This window comes from Bacillus sp. XF8 (assembly GCF_017498755.1).
Classification (GTDB): domain Bacteria; phylum Bacillota; class Bacilli; order Bacillales; family Bacillaceae_G; genus Bacillus_A; species Bacillus_A bingmayongensis.
Window position 1 is genome coordinate 14,885 of sequence record NZ_JAGDQK010000032.1, and the last position, 21,208, is coordinate 36,092.

The 21,208-nt window shown below is 36.6% G+C and carries 16 protein-coding genes and 1 pseudogene; 14 read left to right on the forward strand and 3 right to left on the reverse strand.

Features of this window, described 5'->3' with window-relative positions:
- Window positions 1-4: 4 nt before the first annotated feature.
- The 5 genes from prpB to J4P91_RS18715 all read left to right on the forward strand — a co-directional run bounded on the left by prpB (window position 5) and on the right by J4P91_RS18715 (window position 7,047).
- Window positions 5-913, forward strand: coding sequence for a methylisocitrate lyase (gene prpB / locus J4P91_RS18695; RefSeq protein ID WP_207995342.1), 909 nt, complete (start codon window positions 5-7; stop codon window positions 911-913).
- Window positions 914-1,023: 110 nt separating this feature from the next.
- Window positions 1,024-2,784, forward strand: a complete 1,761-nt coding sequence (locus tag J4P91_RS18700) for a sigma 54-interacting transcriptional regulator (protein ID WP_207995343.1) — start codon at window positions 1,024-1,026, stop codon at window positions 2,782-2,784.
- A gap of 140 nt (window positions 2,785-2,924) precedes the next feature.
- Window positions 2,925-4,634 (forward strand): acyl-CoA dehydrogenase family protein, encoded by a 1,710-nt coding sequence (locus tag J4P91_RS18705; protein WP_207995344.1) that lies wholly within the window; start codon window positions 2,925-2,927, stop codon window positions 4,632-4,634.
- Window positions 4,635-4,651: 17 nt separating this feature from the next.
- The gene (locus tag J4P91_RS18710; protein WP_017149611.1) at window positions 4,652-5,542 is read left to right on the forward strand and encodes an NAD(P)-dependent oxidoreductase; all 891 of its coding nucleotides are present in this window, start codon (window positions 4,652-4,654) and stop codon (window positions 5,540-5,542) included.
- A gap of 44 nt (window positions 5,543-5,586) precedes the next feature.
- Complete coding sequence (locus J4P91_RS18715) at window positions 5,587-7,047, forward strand: CoA-acylating methylmalonate-semialdehyde dehydrogenase (protein WP_207995345.1); 1,461 nt, start codon at window positions 5,587-5,589, stop codon at window positions 7,045-7,047.
- Between the two features lie 80 nt (window positions 7,048-7,127).
- On the opposite strand, the gene J4P91_RS18720 is transcribed toward J4P91_RS18715, so the two are convergent.
- On the reverse strand, window positions 7,128-7,760 hold the full coding sequence (locus tag J4P91_RS18720; RefSeq protein ID WP_026049052.1) for a LysE family translocator: 633 nt from the start codon (window positions 7,758-7,760) through the stop codon (window positions 7,128-7,130).
- A gap of 134 nt (window positions 7,761-7,894) precedes the next feature.
- Here J4P91_RS18720 and J4P91_RS18725 point away from each other — a divergent pair, with 134 nt between their 5' ends.
- On the forward strand, window positions 7,895-8,440 hold the full coding sequence (locus J4P91_RS18725; RefSeq protein WP_207995346.1) for a helix-turn-helix domain-containing protein: 546 nt from the start codon (window positions 7,895-7,897) through the stop codon (window positions 8,438-8,440).
- 70 nt (window positions 8,441-8,510) lie between these two features.
- Here the strand turns inward: J4P91_RS18725 and J4P91_RS18730 are convergent, their stop codons facing one another.
- On the reverse strand, window positions 8,511-9,566 hold the full coding sequence (locus J4P91_RS18730) for an enoyl-CoA hydratase/isomerase family protein (RefSeq protein ID WP_207995347.1): 1,056 nt from the start codon (window positions 9,564-9,566) through the stop codon (window positions 8,511-8,513).
- 431 nt (window positions 9,567-9,997) lie between these two features.
- Between J4P91_RS18730 and J4P91_RS18735 the strand changes: the two genes are divergently transcribed.
- The 4 genes from J4P91_RS18735 (at window position 9,998) to J4P91_RS18750 (ending at window position 14,945) form a co-directional block, all read left to right on the forward strand.
- A complete protein-coding gene (locus J4P91_RS18735; RefSeq protein WP_017149606.1) occupies window positions 9,998-10,255 on the forward strand; it encodes a hypothetical protein in 258 nt (85 codons plus the stop codon).
- Between the two features lie 185 nt (window positions 10,256-10,440).
- Window positions 10,441-10,680, forward strand: coding sequence for a DUF2584 family protein (locus tag J4P91_RS18740; RefSeq protein WP_207995348.1), 240 nt, complete (start codon window positions 10,441-10,443; stop codon window positions 10,678-10,680).
- A 21-nt stretch (window positions 10,681-10,701) separates the two neighbouring features.
- The gene (locus J4P91_RS18745) at window positions 10,702-11,859 is read left to right on the forward strand and encodes an exonuclease SbcCD subunit D (protein ID WP_207995349.1); all 1,158 of its coding nucleotides are present in this window, start codon (window positions 10,702-10,704) and stop codon (window positions 11,857-11,859) included.
- Window positions 11,856-14,945, forward strand: coding sequence for an AAA family ATPase (locus J4P91_RS18750; RefSeq protein WP_207995350.1), 3,090 nt, complete (start codon window positions 11,856-11,858; stop codon window positions 14,943-14,945). Before J4P91_RS18745 ends, J4P91_RS18750 begins: the two co-directional genes overlap by 4 nt.
- 140 nt (window positions 14,946-15,085) lie before the next feature.
- Here J4P91_RS18750 and J4P91_RS18755 read toward each other — a convergent pair.
- Window positions 15,086-15,754, reverse strand: a pseudogene (locus tag J4P91_RS18755) (peptide MFS transporter); the annotation flags it as partial.
- An 840-nt stretch (window positions 15,755-16,594) separates the two neighbouring features.
- Between J4P91_RS18755 and J4P91_RS18760 the strand changes: the two are divergent.
- Genes J4P91_RS18760 through J4P91_RS18775 form a run of 4 tightly spaced genes read left to right on the forward strand, consistent with a single transcriptional unit; the run spans window position 16,595 to window position 21,206 of the window.
- Window positions 16,595-17,380, forward strand: coding sequence for a 2,3-dihydro-2,3-dihydroxybenzoate dehydrogenase (locus J4P91_RS18760; protein WP_207995351.1), 786 nt, complete (start codon window positions 16,595-16,597; stop codon window positions 17,378-17,380).
- A gap of 25 nt (window positions 17,381-17,405) precedes the next feature.
- Window positions 17,406-18,623: an isochorismate synthase DhbC gene (gene dhbC / locus J4P91_RS18765; protein ID WP_207995419.1), complete on the forward strand. Its 1,218-nt coding sequence runs from the start codon at window positions 17,406-17,408 to the stop codon at window positions 18,621-18,623.
- 18 nt (window positions 18,624-18,641) lie between these two features.
- Window positions 18,642-20,261, forward strand: coding sequence for a (2,3-dihydroxybenzoyl)adenylate synthase (locus tag J4P91_RS18770; protein WP_207995352.1), 1,620 nt, complete (start codon window positions 18,642-18,644; stop codon window positions 20,259-20,261).
- A gap of 39 nt (window positions 20,262-20,300) precedes the next feature.
- Window positions 20,301-21,206 (forward strand): isochorismatase, encoded by a 906-nt coding sequence (locus J4P91_RS18775; RefSeq protein ID WP_207995353.1) that lies wholly within the window; start codon window positions 20,301-20,303, stop codon window positions 21,204-21,206.
- Window positions 21,207-21,208: the final 2 nt, after the last annotated feature.

Genomic DNA, 21,208 nt, shown 5'->3' on the forward strand with positions numbered 1-21,208 from the left:
AAGCATGGCTTGGGTTGTGAATAAACAGTCAACACAAGAGGAGCTTGCTAATCGATTCCGAGCTTTAGTAGAAGCGCCTGAAATTTTACAAATCCCTGGTGCACATGATGCGATGGCTGCTCTTGTTGCAAAAAACACTGGATTTTCAGCTCTTTATTTATCAGGAGCTGCTTATACGGCAAGCAAAGGGTTACCAGACTTAGGAATTGTGACGTCTACTGAAGTAGCTGAACGAGCAAGAGACCTTGTTCGAGCAACGGATTTACCTCTTCTTGTTGATATTGATACAGGGTTTGGTGGAGTACTGAATGTGGCACGTACTGCTGTAGAGATGGTGGAAGCAAATGTAGCTGCCGTTCAAATTGAAGATCAACAATTACCGAAGAAATGTGGACATTTAAATGGGAAAAAGCTTGTTTCCACTGAAGAATTAGTACAAAAGATTAAAGCGATTAAAGAAGTAGCACCAACTCTTGTAGTTGTAGCACGTACGGATGCTCGCGCTGTAGAAGGATTGGATGCAGCAATTGAAAGGGCAATTGCTTATGTAGAAGCAGGGGCAGATGCTGTTTTTCCGGAAGCGCTTCAATCTGAAGAGGAATTCCGTTTATTTAACAGTAAAGTAAATGTTCCATTGCTTGCGAACATGACTGAGTTTGGGAAAACACCATATTACAGTGCAGAAGAATTTGCAAATATGGGATTCCAAATGGTAATTTATCCGGTTACATCACTTCGCGTTGCAGCAAAAGCATATGAGCGTGTATTTACGCTTATTAAAGAAACAGGCTCACAAAAAGAAGGGCTATCTAATATGCAAACGAGAAGTGAATTGTATGAAACGATTTCGTATCATGATTTTGAGGAATTAGATAACGGAATTGCAAAAACAGTTTTATCTGAAGATCAATAAAACAAAGGGAAAAGGCGATGATGATACATCTTTGGCAAAAACAACTGCTTGATGTGGAGAGTCATCGCCTTTTTATATTTCCTAATTGCTTGCAAAAGAGGTGGAAACATATGAACTCTATAGAAGATTACTCTGTAGGAAGATGGCTGAATAAAGATTTTCAGTTTGTGAAAATGAGTAATACGATTGCAGAGGCAATCAATCTACTTATCGCATCAAAAACTGATGAACTGCCTGTACTAGAGGAAAAAAGAATGATAGGTATTGTGAAATTACTAGATTGTGTTCAGTGGATGAAAGAAAACAGTGATGAAAATACTTCAGTTCATATGATTATAGATGAATCTTTTCACAAGGGAACGAGAACGAACGCAATGGAAGTGGTTCAGCATCTACCATTTTATGTGATAAATGAAAAAAACGGAATGCTAGAAGGAGTTATAGGGAAAAGCGAGCTTTTTGCTTTTCAGAAGTTTATAAAACAGCAATTAGAAGAGGCTGGGCATGTAATTGAATGGTTACGACTCTCTTTTGATACTGCGTATGAAGGCATTGCGATTGTGGATGAAAACGGTGTTATCCAAATGTTTAATGATACGTATAGCCGCTTTGTGGGCGTAACGAAAGAAGAAGCGATTGGACAGCTCGCTGAAAATATAATTGAAAATACAAGACTTCCAGTTGTATTAAAAACAGGAGTACCAGAAAGAAATCAAGTACACCGTCTACAAGGACAAAATTTAGTTGTACACCGGATGCCGATTTGGAAGCAAGGAAGAGTGATAGGTGCTGTAGGGATGCTTATTCATGAAGGAATTTCAGATATTTATAAAATACTAGAGCGATTTGATCAAAAGGATAGGAAAATCAAACCAACGTTTTCTAAACCGAAAAAGAAGCAGATTCGATTTGAAGATATTCTTGGAGAAAGCCAAACAATTTCTGAAACGAAAAAAATGGCCCGAAAAGCAGCTGGGTCGAAAGCATCCGTGTTAATTACTGGGGAAAGTGGTGTCGGTAAAGAGCAATTTGCAAGAGCTATACATGATGCAGGTATAACGAAAAACGGTCCATTTATTAGTGTGAACTGTGCTGCTATCCCTGATAATTTACTAGAATCTGAACTGTTTGGTTATGCAGAAGGTGCTTTTACAGGTGCGAAAAAGAATGGGAAGTCAGGGAAGTTTGAGCTTGCAAATCATGGAACGTTATTTTTAGACGAGATTGGTGATATGTCTCTATTAACGCAAGTGAAAATTTTACGTGTTTTACAAGAAAGGGAGATAGAAAGAATAGGTGGTACACATCCAATTCCTGTTGATTTCCGGCTAATCGCAGCGACAAACAAAGATTTAAAACAAATGGTTAGAGAAGGTACATTTAGAGAAGATTTATATCATCGTCTTCATGTTATTCCGATTCATATTCCACCGCTTCGCTTTCGAAAACAAGATATACCACTCATTGTCGAAGAACATTTACAAAAGTTATGTCAAATGTACGGTGCTGAAGAAAAGACAATTGATAAAGAGGTATTACGCCTTATGTTCCATTACAATTGGCCAGGAAATGTTCGGGAATTAATCAATGTGTTAGAAAGGCTATTTGCACTATCGGATGATGCACATATACGAGCTAAGGACTTACCAGAGGAATTCTATTACAGGGATATGGAACAGAAGAAATTAGTACCCATGATTCAGTCTTTACCAGCAAAACAAGAAGCGATGAAAGTGGTGCGTGAAGAGGAAGAACGAGGATTAATTGAACGCGTTTTAAAAGAAGCAAAAGGAAATAAGTCAAAAGCAGCAGCATTGTTAGGGATTTCTAGGGCGACCCTGTATAACAAATTGTCACGATTTAAAATCTAAACAAATTGTTATAAACAGTGTAAAACTGTCTAGACAGTTTTACGTTTTCTTTTCACTGAGCCCGTGTTCTATCAAGTTTTTAGTTTGGCATAGATTTTGCATATAAATAAAATGAAGACCGAAATGATAGGGGGATACAGATGGAGAAAACAAAATTGCAATGGGATGAATTTTTTTCGCTGAATAAGGATCTTAATACAACTTTTTTTACACCGGAAGATTTTTCAGGTGATGAAGATTTAATCGCAAAAACAACGGAACAATTTGTTAAACAGGAAATTGTTCCTCAAATTGAAAATATCGAGCAGCACAATTATCAAGTTTCTCGCGAGTTGTTTGAAAAGGCTGGAGAACTTGGGTTGTTAAGTATAGAGGTTCCAGAAGAATATGGCGGATTCGAATTAGGGAAGGCAGTTTCTGGACTTGTAGCAGAAAAGATGGGATATGCAGGAGCGTTTAGCGTATCCTTTAATATTCATGCTGGTGTAGGAACATTACCATATATATATTACGGGACAGAAGAGCAGAAAGAAAAATACTTACCTAAAATCGCATCAGGCGAATGGATTGGAGCTTATGCTTTAACAGAACCAAATGCCGGATCAGATGCGTTAAGTGCAAAAACAAGCGCTGTATTAAATGAAGAAGGAACTGCTTGGAAATTAAATGGTGAAAAGCAGTGGATTACAAATGCTCATATGGCTGATGTATATGTTGTTTTTGCGAAGACAAATAAAGGAATGACAGCATTTATTGTCGAAAGAACATGTGAGGGTGTTTCGATTGGCTTAGAAGAAAAGAAAATGGGCATTAAAGGATCTTCAACTGCAACGCTTATTTTAGAGGATGTCGTCATTCCAGCTGAAAATGTATTAGGGGAAGTTGGAAAGGGGCATCACGTAGCTCTTAATATTCTTAATTTTGCTAGATTGAAACTTGCTTTTGGAAATATTGGAACAGCAAAGCAAGCAATTGGTTTATCTGTTCAATACGGAAGAGAACGAAAACAGTTTCAAACAGAATTAGTTGATTTTACGATGATTCAAGAAAAAATCGCAAATATGATTATCGCTACATACGGCGCAGAGAGTGCTGCTTACCGGACAGCCGGCATAATTGATGACGCAATCTATGAGAGTGATGAAAGCATTATGCAGAAAATGTCTCAATTTGCAATGGAGTGCGCGATCAATAAAGTAAATGCTTCAGAAACACTTGGAAATATTGTAGATGAAGCTGTACAAATTCACGGTGGCTATGGTTATATGCAAGAGTATGAAGTAGAACGGTTATATCGTGACGCTAGAATTAGTCGTATATTTGAAGGAACGAATGAAATTAACCGATTAACAGTAGCGAAAATGTTAATGAAACAAATAAAGCAAATAGAGGATCACAAAGATGAAGGAAACTTTGAAAATATAGAACGAAATCATCGCTATATTTTATTATCGAAACAATTATTGAAACAATCTTTGAAAACGCTATCTCAAACTCCTGAATTAAAAATTGAACAAGAACAAGAATATTCACGCGTGTTAGCAGACATGTTGAAAGAAGTGTATGTAATGGAATCAGCATTTTTACGTACAAAGAAAGCAGTAAGTAAAAATGGTGAGGAAAAAGAACGTACAAAACAGTTTATAACGGATGTTCTTTGTGAAGAAGGATACCGCAAAGTAGAATCAGCGGCAATTGTTCTTCTGTCTGCAGCAGTACAAGAAGAACAAAATAGAAACACAATTCTAGATGAAATCCGTCAACTGTCAGTACCTCTATATACGAATGTGTTTACGAAAAAGAGAGAAATTGCGAAAGCTATTATCAATCGCGGAAAATATATTGTTTAAATTAGGAGGAGAACAGTATGAAAAAGGTTGGCTTTATTGGTTTAGGTAATATGGGTCTTCCAATGTCTAAAAATTTAGTCAAATCAAATTACACGGTATATGGCGTCGATTTAAATAAAGATGCTGAAGCTTCTTTTGAGAAAGAAGGGGGAATCATCGGCTTATCTATTGCGAATTTGGCAGAAACATGTGATTTGATTTTCACAAGTTTACCATCTCCAAAAGCTGTTGAAGCCGTTTATTTTGGAGAAGAGGGTTTAATTGAGAATAGTCATCCGAATGTTGTGCTAATTGATACAAGCACAGTAGCACCGCAGCTAAATAAAAGGCTTGCAGATGCTGCGAATGATAAAAAAGTAGACTTTTTAGCTGCGCCAGTTAGTGGTGGAGTGATAGGAGCGGAAAATCGAACATTAACCTTTATGGTTGGTGGATCGAAAGAAGTATTTGAAAAAGGTTTATCAGTGATGGAAGTATTAGGCGCAAATGTTTTTCATGTGAGTGAGCAAATCGATAGTGGTACGACTGTAAAACTGATTAATAACTTACTGATTGGTTTTTACACAGCAGGTGTTAGTGAGGCGCTGACATTAGCGAAGAAAAACAATATGGATTTAGATAAAATGTTTGATATTTTAAATGTGAGTTATGGGCAAAGTAGAATTTACGAGCGCAATTATAAAAGCTTTATTGCACCAGAAAACTATGAGCCAGGATTTACTGTAAATCTACTAAAGAAAGACTTAGGATTTGCAGTTGATTTAGCGAAAGAAAGCGAGCTTCACTTGCCAGTAAGTGAAATGCTATTTAACTTGTATGATGAAGCTGGTAAAGCGGGATATGGTGAAAAAGACATGGCTGCTTTATATCAGAAGGTAAGCGAACAATTAATCTCTAGTCATAAATAATAATGAATTCTAGCAAATATAAAAAATAAAAAGGAGCGAATACAATGATTACAACAGAAATTAAACGAGTGAAAAATCATATTAATGGTGAATGGGTGGAATCTACTGGTACGGAAGTTGAAGCTGTTCCGAATCCTGCGACTGGAAAAATTATTGCTTATGTTCCCCTTTCTCCAAAAGAAGACGTAGAGCGTGCAGTTGAAGCTGCAAAAGCTGCTTATGAAACATGGTCCAAAGTGCCAGTTCCGAATCGTTCAAGACAGTTATATAAATATTTGCAACTTTTACAAGAAAATAAAGATGAGCTTGCAAAAATTATTACATTAGAAAACGGAAAAACATTAAAAGATGCAAGTGGTGAAGTACAGCGTGGTATTGAGGCTGTAGAACTTGCGACATCGACACCTAATTTAATGATGGGGCAAGCACTTCCAAATATTGCAGGTGGAATTGATGGTTCGATTTGGCGTTATCCAATCGGAGTTGTTGCTGGGATTACACCATTCAACTTTCCAATGATGATTCCTTTATGGATGTTCCCACTTGCAATCGCTTGCGGTAATACATTCGTATTAAAAACATCTGAAAGAACACCACTTTTAGCTGAGAGACTTGTAGAGTTATTTTATGAAGCAGGTTTCCCTAAAGGAGTTTTAAACTTAGTACAAGGCGGAAAAGATGTTGTAAATAGCATTCTAGAAAATAAAGACATTCAAGCTGTCTCATTTGTTGGATCTGAGCCAGTTGCTCGTTATGTATATGAAACAGGAACAAAATATGGAAAACGCGTACAAGCGCTTGCGGGAGCGAAAAACCATGCGATTGTTATGCCAGATTGCAACCTTGAAAAAACAGTACAAGGTGTTATTGGTTCTGCATTTGCTAGTAGTGGAGAGCGCTGCATGGCATGCTCCGTTGTAGCTGTTGTGGATGAAATTGCTGATGAATTTATTGATGTATTAGTAGCGGAAACACGCAAATTAAAAGTCGGAGATGGTTTCCATGAAGATAATTATGTAGGTCCATTAATTCGTGAATCTCATAAAGAGCGCGTACTAGGCTATATTAATAGCGGTGTAGCAGATGGAGCTACTTTATTAGTAGATGGTCGTAAAATTAATGAAGAGGCCCGCGAAGGGTATTTCGTTGGAGCGACAATTTTCGATGGCGTAAATCAAGATATGAAAATTTGGCAAGATGAAATCTTTGCTCCAGTACTGAGTATTGTGAGAGTAAAAGATTTAGAAGAAGGAATTAAGCTTACAAACCAATCCAAATTTGCAAATGGTGCAGTTATTTATACATCAAGCGGTAAACATGCACAAACATTCCGTGATAACATCGATGCAGGAATGATTGGCGTAAACGTTAACGTTCCAGCACCAATGGCATTCTTCGCATTTGCAGGAAATAAAGCATCTTTCTATGGTGATCTTGGAACAAACGGAACAGATGGCGTTCAATTCTATACACGTAAGAAAGTTGTAACAGAGCGCTGGTTTTAATAGATGAATAGAACATACATGTAACAAGTTACATGTACAAAAAGTACACCGCTTATTAAAGAGTGGTGTACTTTTCATATTTAACTATTCTTTTCGAAAGCTAATTTGATACCAAATCCAATTAAAACAATGCCAGTAATTCCTTGGATGTATCTTTGGGTAGCTGGTTTTTTCATGAAAAGACTAATTTTATCAATTAAGAAGATATAAAAAGCAAACCATATCGCGGTTAAAACGAGATAGGTAAGACCCATAATTAAAAACTGAACGAATGTATTATGGTCGGGATTTAAAAATTGCGGTAAAAAGGTTAAAAAGAACACAGCGATTTTTGGATTTAAAAGATTAGTAAGAAATCCTTGGCGAAAACAAGAGCTGTTTCCATCTGCATGTTTCATAGGTAGCTCATTCGTATCTAGGTTGTTTTTGTTCTTTAAAGAAAACAGTGCTTTTGTGCCTAAATAGACTAGATAAACGGCACCCACATATTTAAAAGTAGAAAATAAGAAAGCAGATTTAACAATAATAGCGGAAAGTCCAATTACAGCAGCTAAAGTATGAATTAAAAGAGCAATACATGTACCGAAAACCGTTTTCACGCCTCCCATTTTTCCTGAAGTAAGAGTGTTTTTCGTAGCCATTGCAGTATCAGGGCCGGGTAAAATGATAAGACAAATGGACATGATAATAAAAAGAAGATAGTTCTCCACAATCACTCCGCCTTTCTTTTGTTTATTTTTTTGAAAATTGAATCAAAAATAGTGTAACATACTTTAAGTTATGTGTTAAATAAAATTTCATTATGTTAAAATGTATTTAATAATAATTGCTCAAAGGGGTATGAAATGTGGAAAATATAAATATCGGAAAAAAGGTGGAGGAGCTTCGGAAACTAAGGAAATTAAGCATGCGAGAGTTAGCAAAATTAGCAGAAATAACACCTTCTATGTTAAGTCAAATTGAACGAGGATTAGCTAATCCTTCGATTCAAACATTGAAATTATTAGCGAAGGCCTTAGAAGTTCCAACCTTCAGTTTTTTAATGGAAGATACGAACACGAATGACTTAGTTGTAAGAGCGAATGAACGTAAAAAAATGATTGTAGGCAATTTATCATATGAATTATTATCACCAGATTTAACAGGTGCCTTAGCTGTATCTTTAATGACTTTACCACCTAATGCGATTTCCTCTGACAAACTTTTGGAACATAAGGGAGAGGAAATCGCTCATATTTTAGAAGGGAAAATTATTTTTCATTTACAACAAGAGGTATACACTTTACACCCGGGAGACAGTGTGAAAATTCCTTCTTACATGAAACATAAATGGGAGAATTCATTTGATCAGGATGCTGTTATTTTATTCGCTGTAACACCTCCATCTTTCTAATCATGGAGAAATGTACAGAAATGAAAAAAAGCTAGATGAAGCAGTAAAAAACTACTTTCATCTAGCTTTTTTATTGTGCATTAAGCAGATTGAAGAAGCGATTTACATCTTCATCTGAAACGTCACTTAATTGTTTGTATTTATACTTAGGATTTTGATCTTTGTCGACTACGACTGAACGTACTCCTTCAAAGAAATCCTCGTGTCTCATGAAATTTTTAGCGAGTACGAGATCTGTTGCAAAACACTCTTCTATCGATTTTCCCTTTCCATCAATAAATTGTTTTAATGTAATTTTTAATGAGAACGGAGATTTTGATAGCAATGTTTCTTTTGTTTTTAAAGTGAAAGAGCCTCTATCATTCTCTAATGAATGGATGATATCTTCGACTGTTTGGAATGAAAAGTGTTTTTCAATTTCTTCTTGTATGGAAGCAAGTTCACTTTCTACACTAGGCGTTGTTTCATATTTATTAATGAACTCTTTTAAAGTGATATGTACATTTTGATTATGCCAATTTACTTTTTCGATTGCATCAAGAAAAGTAGGTAAAGTTTCAGATGGCATATAATGATCAGCAGCATTTATATATAATATATCAGCAGCTTTTAACACAGCAGCTGTTAACGCGACATAACGACCAGTTTGTCCAGGTGCTTTATTTAAGAAGTAAGCAGCACCGACATCTGGGAAAAATCCAATGTTCATTTCAGGCATTGCCCATTTCGTACGTTCTGTAACAATTCTATGTTTAGCACCATTCGTAAGACCAACGCCACCGCCCATTACAATTCCATCTAAGCAAGCGATAATCGGTTTTGAATAATGATATATATAAGTATCTATTTCATACTCTTCTTCAAAGAATTGTTCAGCATGCTGTAATGCAACTTCATTTGAACGCGCTTCGTATAATGTTTTAATATCACCGCCAGCGCAAAATCCTTTTGTACCAGCACCTTTTAAGACGATAATAGCGATGCGATTATCTTTTTCCCATTCTTTGAGTTTTTGCCCAATCGGTTTTAACATATCATAAGATAAAGAGTTAAGTGCTTTTGGGCGGTTTAAAGTAATCGATGCAACACCGTTTTCACTAATGGAAAATAAAACATTTTCAGTCATTTCGAATCCTCCTCTTATATATCTTCTCGTTCTTATTTCTCGATACAATCTGAAATGTCCTTTATAATGTATTTAATAAGCAAGTATCGTGCCAATTTTAATGCCTTTCATTAAGAAGAAATATGGGTAACAAAAGTGTCTAACTGTCTAAACAAATGGACATTTAGACATAATATTAGAGTTTTTGTAGAAAATTGCATATTTTGGCGAGTTCTATTTGCAGGATTTCTACGTATGAAAAGGAATATTACAACAATTATGATTGATTATAGGTTAAAAACGGAGGATATACTATATATATGACTCTTACGCTTGGAACGAAATGATTGGGTGTAGATGAGAATCATATTTTGTTATATTCGCTGAATTGTCAAACTTTTAACGACACTTGAGTTTGTATATAATAAGAAATAGAGAAAGGGGAGATCGGAATGCCAGGGCCTTTGCTGTTATCGGTTATTATTTTGTCTTCTCTCATGGTAGGAATTACACAGTATTTTCATCATACAGATACGACAGAAGAAGTGAAAGATAAAGTACGTCTCGTATTTCCGGTTTTTATCATATCTATTTCACTCTGTTTTATGTTAAATAAAGACGGGTATATCGCGGCCTTATTCTCATTTTTTGTAGCGATTATTTTAATCACTGTATTGTACTATATAATGAAAGATTATTTACAAAAATAAAAGTGCCTGAAAGGGCATTTTTATTTTTATAAATATTAATAATTTCACATACCGTAATATAATAAGGAAAATAAAAAAGAAAATAAATAGAAAAGTGTATTCTTCACTATGTATTCACTTGTCAATCTAGGATACCCACTATACTATTAAAGTGTAGAGAATAGAAAAAAAGGGGTTGTATCCATATGAAATTTGAGATGCACACAAAGATTATTTCAAATGAAAAAGAAACGAGATTACATATAGAAGAAAATGTATTTCAATTAGTATTAGATGGTTATCACTTATTTGCTATGAATGAAATGTTACCCTTATATAAAACGGATCAAGACAGAATCGGTAATGCAATCGTTCAAAAGTTAGGGTGGGAAGATGGAAAGACAACACTTAACTATCAACTTGTTTCATTACAATCAGTAAATTAAAAGAGAGAAAGGAAGGGAAAGATGAAGTTTTTTCATACAGCGGATTGGCATTTAGGAAAACTTGTTCACGGCGTGTATATGACAGAAGATCAACGGATTGTTTTAGAGCAGTTCGTTCAAGCTGTGGAAGAAGAAAAACCAGATGCCGTCATTATTGCAGGTGATTTATACGACCGAGCAATTCCACCGACAGAAGCAGTAGACTTATTAAATGATGTATTACAAAAAATAGTGATTGATTTACAAACGCCGGTAATCGCGGTAGCAGGGAATCATGATAGTCCAGACCGTATTCATTTTGGCAGTAGTTTAATGAAGAAGCAAGGGTTACATATTGTGGGACAATTTCAATTTCCTTACGAGCCAGTTGTTTTACATGATGCGCATGGGGAAGTACATTTTCATTTAGTCCCATATGCTGATCCAAGTATTGTCAGACATGTGATGAAAAATGAAGATATTCGTTCTCATGATGATGCGATGCGTATTTTCATGAATGAACTTTCGGAGACGTTGGATCAAGAAGCAAGACATGTATTCGTAGGACATGCATTTGTTACTGCTTCAGGTGAAGCAGAAGAAAATACGAGTGATGCAGAACGTCCGCTTTCAATTGGTGGTGCTGAATACGTAAATAGCCATTATTTTGACAAGTTTCATTACACGGCGCTTGGTCATTTACATCAAGCGCATTTTGTACGTAATGAAACAATTCGCTATTCAGGTTCACCACTTGCTTATTCTATTTCTGAAGAACGCCATAAAAAAGGATATTATATTGTTGAATTAGATGAAACGGGACAGATGACAATAGAGAAACGCTTATTTACACCTCGACGCCAAATGAGAACAGTAGAAGCAAAAATAGATGATTTATTAAAGCATCCGACAAGTGAAGACTATGTGTTTGTCAAATTATTAGATGAAAATCCTGTACTACAACCGATGGAGAAAATTCGTTCCGTATATCCAAATGCAATGCATGTTGAACGTTCTATGCAAAGACGAGAATTTACAGAAGCCAATGAAGTTACTGTTTCTAGACATAAAACGGATGACTTATCCCTTTTGAAAGCTTTTTATAAAGAAATGAAGGGCTCAGACTTATCAGAAGAGAAAGAACGTCTTTTCTTAGAAGTATTACAAACAGTGCAAGAACGGGAAGGTGAACGAGGATGAGACCACTTCAGCTTATTATGACAGCGTTTGGTCCATATAAACAGCAAGAGGTCATTGATTTCAGTGATCTTGGAGACCATCGTATTTTTGCGATTTCAGGAAATACGGGAGCTGGGAAGACGACGATATTTGATGCGATTTGTTATGTGTTATATGGAGAAGCAAGCGGGGAAGAACGTAGTGATACGAGTATGCTTCGCAGCCAATTTGCTGATGATAATGTATATACGAGCGTAGAATTAACCTTTCAATTGAAAGGGAAACAATATGAAATAAAAAGGCAGCTTGGTCATAAAAAACAAGGGAATAAAACAGTTACTGGGCATGCTGTTGAATTGTATGAAGTAGTAGATGATGAGAAGGTTCCATGTGTGGATCGTTTTCATGTGACGGATGTAAACAAGAAGGTCGAAGATTTAATCGGACTTAGCAAACATCAATTTAGTCAAATTGTTATGCTTCCACAAGGGGAGTTCCGAAAACTATTAACATCGGAAACTGAAAATAAAGAAGAGATTTTACGTCGTATTTTTAAAACGGATCGTTATAAATTAATGCGTGAATTGTTAGATCAAAAACGGAAGCAGTGGAAAGACGTCTTGCAAGAAAAACAAAAAGAAAGAGAACTGTATTTCCGTAACGTCTTTAAGTTACCAGTTCGAGATGGTTCATTGTTAGAGATATTGGTGCAGCAGGAACATGTAAATACGCATCAAGTAGTTGAAGCACTTGAACAAGAAACGAATTGTTATGAAGTAGAAGTTGAGCAATTGCAAGCGCAGCAAACATTACAAACGCAGCAATTAAAAGAAGTAGAAGTTCGTTTTCATGCAGGGAAATCTGTTAATGAAAAGTTTCAAGATTTGCAGCAGAAACAAGAACAACAAACAGCTTTACAAGAGAATCGTGCGCAAATAGAGTCGCAGGAACAGCGTTTTAAACACGCAGAACAGGCGAAGCGATTATTACCATTCGAACAGTGGTATGAAGAAGCGGTGCAAAGTGAACAGAATGCGGAGCAATTACTAAAACAAATAGTTGCTAAGAAAGAAAAGACAACTGAAACCTTTGGACTTGCAGAAGAGAAGTATGAAGAATTAAAGGGCAAGGAGTCTGTACGTGAAGAAGCTAAAAAAAATGTACAGAGACTAGACGAATTACAGCCAATCATATCCTCATTAGCAGAGAAGAAATCAACATTACAAAAGGCAGAACTTCAGAGTGAAAAGTTGAAGGCGGGTATTCAAAAGCTTGAACAACAGCTAGCAGGGCAGATATCGCAAAAGCAACAAATAGCTGGAGAACTACATCAGTTAGAAGTAGCACTTGAGCAATATGTAGCAAAAGTAGAAGAGCTAACAAATATGCGAGAAGATGCAAAAGTATTAAAGCAAGCATATGACGTTTGGCAAGAAAAACAAAAATATGAACAAGAAAAAGAAACTGCATATCAAAGGATGGAATTGGCAGTTAAATCATATGAAGATATGGAACGCCGTTGGCTAAACGAACAAGCGGGGGTTTTAGCTCTTCATCTGCATGAAGGGGAATCTTGTCCGGTATGTGGTAGCAAGACTCATCCAGAAAAAGCAACAGAACGAGGAGATTCCATCGATGAAAAACAGCTGAATGAGCTGCGAGAAAATAAAAATATGGCCGAAAAATCGCACGTTCAATTAGAAGAAAAGTGGAATTTCTATCGTCAGCAGTATGAACAAGTAATAGAAGAAGTAATAAAACGCGGTTATCGCTCAGAAGAGCTAGTTGAAACATATCGCGCATTGGTGCAAAAAGGAAAGCAACTAGCGGCTGAGGTGAACACATTAAAAGCAAGCGAAGAAAAACGTAAACAGTTGGCTTCAAATCTAAAAGGATTAGAAGAACAATTAGAAGAGTTACAGAAGCAAAAGCGAGAAGCTGAAACTATGCAACACCGCACCGAAATAGAGTGTATAGAGCTTCGAACGTCTTATGAACATGATCAGCAAAAAATTCCTGAAGGCCTACAAACAGTAGAAGCATGGAAACAGCAGTTTGACAATGCTGTTAAAGAGCTTCGTTTTATGGAAGATGAGTGGAAGAAAGTACAAGAAGCTTATCAACATTGGCAAAATGAAAATATACGTGTGCAAGCTGAGTATGATGGGGCTGTGAAGCAAGCAACTCATACAAAAGAAAAGAAAGAAGAAACTTTCCAGCGTTTTATGACAGAGCTTGAACAAGGTGGATTTATCAATCAACAAGCTTATAAAGAAGCGAAATTAAAAGATGTAGAAATGAAACATCTGCAAGAGCACATTCAAAAATACTATTCATCTCTTGAAGTATTAGCGAAACAAATTGAAGAATTAGCAAATGAACTAAAGGGAAAAGAATGGATTGATATAACAGTTCTAGAAGAACAAATGAAAGAACTAGAAATTCAGCTTGATATTACAAAAGAAAAGCGCCAACGTGCTCAAAGTGCAGTTGCATACATTTCTGATTTACATGAAAACATTAGACGGATTGATGAACAAATTCATGAAGAAGAAAAAGCCTTCCAAGAACTTGTTGATTTATATGTAGTCATGAAAGGGGATAACGAAAGTCGTATTTCCTTTGAACGTTACATTTTAATTGAGTATCTTGAACAAATTGTTCAAATTGCTAACGAAAGACTTCGGAAACTATCAAATGGACAGTTCTATTTAAAACGAAGTGAACGAGTTGAAAAACGCAATCGTCAAAGTGGACTAGGATTAGACGTATATGATGCGTACACCGGCCAAACACGTGATGTAAAAACATTGTCCGGCGGTGAGAAATTTAACGCATCGCTTTGCCTAGCGCTTGGTATGGCAGATGTCATCCAAGCGTATGAAGGCGGCATTTCTATCGAAACAATGTTTATCGATGAAGGATTTGGCTCACTAGATGAAGAGTCATTAACAAAAGCAGTTGATGCATTGATTGACTTGCAAAAATCAGGACGATTTATTGGTGTTATTTCACACGTGCAAGAGTTGAAGAATGCGATGCCGGCAGTACTTGAAGTAACAAAGCAAAAGGATGGTTGTAGTCAGACTCGGTTTGTAGTGAAATAAAGTATAGTTGTTTACAATTTTTGGTTAATATATATAGTTTTATCTTATAGATTTTTTGAGACAAGTATTCAATTTATATTTTTCAAAATAGAAAGAGACTGGTAAGCTACCAGTCTCTTTCATTGTGCTATATAACAGAATTAACGCACACCTTTCATAATTCCTTGAATCTTTGGTGAAAGTAAAAATAATAGTGCACTTAGAATTATAGAAATACCACCAATTACACCAAAATATATAATTTCTGTTTCTGGTTTATATAGTGGAACAATTTGAGCGTTAATTGCTTGAGCTGATGCATTAGATAAAAACCATAAGCTCATTGTTTGTGCAGAGAAGGTGGCTGGTGCTAATTTTGTTGTTGCAGAGAGTCCGCCTGGTGATAAGCATAATTCTCCAATTACAACAAGAAAGAAGCTAAGCACTAGCCAGATTGGACTTACTAATGATTCTGTCCCATTTACATAAGCGGGAATAATCATGATTAAAAAAGAAATTCCAGCAAAGAAGAGCCCGACAGAGAATTTCTTAGAAGTTGACGGTTGGCGATTTCCAAGTTTCACCCATAACCATGCGAATATAGGTGCGAATAAAACAACGAATAATGGATTAAAGGATTGGTAACATGAAGATTGAAGTCCTAGACCAGCAAAATGTAATTGTGTGCGTTCATCTGCATATCTTGCCAAAATAATTGATCCTTGTTCTTGAATGGCCCAGAACATAATACCAGCGATAAAGATTGGTATGTAAGCAAGAAAACGAGAGCGCTCTATTTCAGTCGTTTTAGGACTGCGATACATTACAATGTGTGAAAAATTCTTTCGATATGATGGAGCTTTCAGAACCAACCATTACTTTTGAAGAAACGGCTGTAAGATTATAAGAAAAGAGTCGGCTTAGGCTGGTTCTTTTTTTGTATATTGTATTACAACAGTGAAATATTTTACTTGAAAATTTGGTAAGAGAACAGAAGTTAGTAGAATCACCCATCAAATACTCACTGCACGAATTGAGTTATATTAGTATGATTTACATTTGGAGGAAGTGCCGTTTAGAGAAAAAGATGTGCATAGTCATTTTTAAATAAATTTCTTAATAAAATTTTTTCAGAAATTTATTGAGAAATTAAACGATTCATCATATGGGTTTTATTGTAAAATTAAGGTTTTTATGTAATTAATGATAAAGTTTGTTATTGTTAATTCGGAAATTTGAAAGTTCTATTTTAATTTTTTTAATCTGTTATTTTCATAGAAATTAGGATTAGAAAAGTAAATATTTACAATAATAGCAGGTTTTTTTTATGTAGATAAGTATAGAAGCATAATAAAATCTTTTATCTGAAAAATAAAAAAAGATTGACAAAGTTATTGAGAAACATTATCATTTCGGTGTAGCAAAAGAAAATGAAAATCATTATCAATTGTTTCTTTATGATTATCACCTAGGTGAGTGTGGATAAAATTAAGATTAAAATACACTTGACTGATAAGTTTACTGTGTGTATTATTTTTTGTGAAAACATTAATTGATAATGATTATCAATATCGTGATTTGTTTTCTTATATGGGGTTCGTCTTTTGCATTTTGTAAGACAGAAGTATATAAGGATCTAATAGATTCTTGCAAAGAAAGGAATTGAGAATATGGACCTTAGGGAGTTTGAGGGGAAAGTTGCTTTAGTGACTGGCGCAGCACAAGGAATTGGAGAGACTGTAGCGAACATGCTTGCGGAAAGAGGGGCAAAGGTTGCAGCGGTTGATAAGAATGTTTTAGGTCTCAATAAGCTTACCGAATATCATGCAACAAGAGGAAGTGTACTGAAAGCGTTCCCTTTAGATGTGAGTAATAGTTCCGCGGTGGAAGATACAGTAAATCAGATTGAGGATACAATGGGCCCAATTGACATTTTAATCAACGTTGCTGGTGTTTTGAAGATGAGTGCAATTCACTCTTTAAGTGATGAAGATTGGGACAAGACTTTTTCTGTAAATGCTACAGGTGTGTTTTATGTGTCTCGATCAGTAAGTAGACGTATGATGTCACGTAAATCTGGTGCAATCGTTACTGTAGGTTCAAATGCAGCGAGTGTACCGAGAATGGAAATGGCTGCTTATGTAGCATCGAAAGCTGCTGCAACGATGTTTACGAAATGTCTTGGTCTTGAACTTGCGGAATATAATATTCGCTGTAATTTAGTTTCTCCTGGTTCAACTGAGACAGAAATGCAGCGCCTACTTTGGAAAGAAGAAAATGGAGCTAAAAAAATTATTGCAGGCTCACAAGATACATATAGATTAGGAATTCCATTAAAAAAAATAGCAATTCCTTCAGAGATTGCTGAAGCAGTTCTATTTTTAGCGTCAGATAAAGCAAGCCATATCACAATGCATAATTTGTGTATTGATGGCGGTGCTACTTTAGGAATTTAAATTACATATAGGAGGCTTTAAAATGATGAATCATACAACTGCTTTAAAGGAGTTAGCAACAAAATTACTAGATGACTATAAAGCTGGATCTTCATTCTTTTTTGCTTCACCGTACCGTACAATACTTGCCGAAGGAACGTTTGCTACGGTGAAACATAGTCAGGCAGAAAATTTTCCTGAGCTTGTTCATGCTGTATTAAATAACGCGAAGCAAGCTGGGCATCAAAATCCAATTGTTGTAGGAGCACTGCCTTTTGATCGTACAAAAGCTGTACAGCTCGTTGTACCTCATGAGAGCAGAGTTGCTGATCGCTTGCAATTTGATTCTACAGATCGAATCAAGCAATCACCTGTACTTACATATGAAATGAATCCTATTCCAGCACCTTCAGAATATATGTGTGGTGTAGAGCAAGGAGTAGCCAAAATCAAGGACGGTGGCCTAAAGAAAATCGTTCTATCAAGATCGTTAGATTTAAAATCTCCAGAAAAGGTTGACATTCAAAAGCTGCTTCGTGATTTAGCAGAGCATAATAAACACGGGTATACGTTTGCGGTAGATTTACCGAAGAGTGAAGAAGTAGAAAATAGTGATGCTTTACTGAAGCGTAGTCGTACACTCATAGGAGCGAGTCCAGAGTTACTTGTTTCACGGAGTGGAATGCAAGTAATCTCCAATCCACTTGCAGGGTCTAGACCACGAGGCGAAGACCCTGTAGAAGATCAGAGACGGGCAGATGAATTGCTTTCTTCAGCTAAAGATTTACATGAACATGCGGTTGTTGTTGAAGCGGTAGCTGCGGCACTTCGCCCGTATTGTCGTACACTACATGTTCCGGAAAAACCATCATTAATAAATAGTGAAGCGATGTGGCATTTATCTACAGAAGTAAAAGGAGAATTACTTGATGCTTCGGTGTCTGCATTAGAATTAGCACTTGCGCTTCATCCGACACCAGCTGTTTGCGGAACGCCGATGGAAAAAGCTATGGAAGCGATTCAAGAAATTGAACCGTTTGATCGAGACTTTTTCACTGGGATGCTTGGTTGGAGCGATCTAAACGGTGACGGTGAATGGATTGTTACGATTCGTTGTGCGGAAGTTGAAGAGAATTCACTTCGTTTATTCGCAGGAGCTGGTATTGTTGCGGAGTCAAAACCTGAAGATGAGCTAGCTGAAACATCAGCTAAGTTTCGCACAATGCTTCGGGCTATGGGATTGAATGATGAATCGCTGAAATAAATGTTGGAGGGATAAATGATGTTAACAGGATGCCGTAAGTGGCCAAAAGAGTTTGCAGATCGATATAAAGAGAAAGATTGTTGGCGTGGAGAAACGTTTGGAGCGATGTTAAGAGAACGTGCTGAAAAGCATGGTGACCGAATTGCTGTTACAAGTGGCGACAAGCATGTAAGTTATGCTGAGCTTGATACAAAAGTAGATCGTTTAGCTGCAGGGCTCCGCAAATTAGGGATAAAACAAGAAGACCGAGTTGTTCTTCAGCTGCCTAATATTACGGAATTTTTTGAAGTATGTTTTGCACTCTTTCGAATTGGTGCACTTCCAGTCTTTGCATTGCCATCCCATCGTAGTAGTGAAATAAGTTATTTCTGTGAATTCACTGAAGCGACTGCTTACATTATCGCAGATAAGCAGCTTGGATTTGATTATCGTAAGCTTGCTAGAGAAGTGAAAGAGAAGGTTCCGGCGCTGCAACATGTCATTGTTGTAGGAGAGGAAGAGGAATTTGTCGGAATACGTGATCTTTATATGAATCCAATCGAACAGCCGGAAGTTAAATCTAGTGATGTAGCATTCTTACAATTATCAGGCGGGACAACGGGGTTATCTAAATTAATTCCAAGAACGCATGATGATTATATTTATAGCTTACGAGTAAGTGCTGAGATTTGTAAATTGAATCAAGAGAGCGTGTATCTTGCTGTACTTCCGGTTGCACATAACTATCCACTTAGTTCACCAGGAATTCTAGGCACACTTTATGCCGGAGGAAGGGTAGTTCTAGCTTCCAGTGGGAGTCCTGATGAAGCATTTTCTCTTATCGAGAAAGAACGCGTCACAATAACGGCGCTTGTACCACCACTTGCGATGGTATGGCTTGATGCGAAAGCATCACGCAATAATGATTTATCAAGCATTGAAGTCATACAAGTAGGTGGCGCGAAATTTAGTGCTGAAGTTGCGAAACGTATACGCCCGACATTCGGTTGTACACTGCAACAAGTTTTTGGGATGGCAGAAGGACTAGTGAATTACACAAGACTTAATGACCCAGAAGAAATCATCATTCATACACAAGGAAGACCAATGTCAGAGTTCGATGAAATTCGTGTAGTTGATGAAAATGATAATGATGTAGAGCCAGGACAAGTAGGGAGTTTATTAACTCGTGGGCCATATACAATCCGTGGATATTATAAAGCTGAAGAACATAACGCTAAATCCTTTACTTCCGATGGTTTTTATCGTACAGGTGATCTTGTCAAAATAAATGAGCAAGGTTATTTAGTAGTTGAAGGACGCGATAAGGATCAGATCAACCGTGGTGGTGAGAAAGTTGCAGCTGAAGAAGTTGAAAATCACCTTTTAGCTCATTCAGCGGTACACGATGTAGCGATTGTATCGATGCCAGACGATTATTTAGGTGAGCGTACTTGTGCTTTCGTAATAGCTCGCGGGCAAGTTCCGGCTGTAGGGGATTTGAAAATGTTCTTAAGAGATCGGGGAATTGCAGCATACAAAATTCCGGATCGAATTGAATTTATTGAATCGTTTCCACAAACGGGTGTCGGAAAAGTAAGTAAGAAAGAATTACGAAAAGCAATTGCCGAAAAACTAAAAACTACTATCAATTCATAGAGTATAAATATTATTAATAATTCGGAAGGAAGTGATTAGATGGCTATTCCAGCTATCTCAGTATACCCAATGCCATTAGAGTCAGATTTACCAAATAATAAAGTAACGTGGAAACCAGATCCAAAACGAGCAGTGCTTCTTATTCATGACATGCAAGAGTACTTTCTTGATGCATATGATGCAGAGGAATCACCGAGAGTAGAACTGATTTCAAATATTCAATCGATCAGAAATACATGTAAGGAACTTGGTATTCCTGTAGTCTATACTGCGCAACCAGGTGGACAAACGCTAGAGCAAAGGGGATTATTACAAGATTTCTGGGGAGCAGGCATTCCTGAAGGGCCTCGTAAGCAAAAAATTGTAGATGAGCTTACTCCTGATAAGAATGATATTTTCCTTACAAAATGGAGATACAGCGCTTTTAAGAAAACAAACCTTTTAGAGATTTTGCATGAACAAGAGCGCGATCAGCTTATTATTTGCGGCGTTTATGCGCATATTGGATGTCTTTTAACAGCATGTGAAGCATTTATGGATGGGATACAGCCATTCTTCATCGCTGATGCGGTTGCTGATTTTTCACAAGAACATCATAAACAAGCTTTGCAGTATGCATCTGATCGATGTGCAGTGACTACGACAACGAATTTATTATTAAACGATTTAAAGAATTCGAAGGAAGTGGATTCAATATTCACATTACAGCTAGTACGCGAACAAGTGGCTGAATTGCTTCGTGAATCACCAGCAGATATTGGTGATGATGAAGATTTATTAAATAGAGGGCTCGACTCAGTTAGAATTATGAGTTTAGTAGAGAAATGGCGCCAAAAAGGTGTAGAAGTTACATTTGCAGATTTGGCTGAGCGTCCAACAATATATGACTGGTTTCATTTGGTGTCCTCTCAAGAGGAAAAGGTGCTGTCAAATACAGATAGATAAAG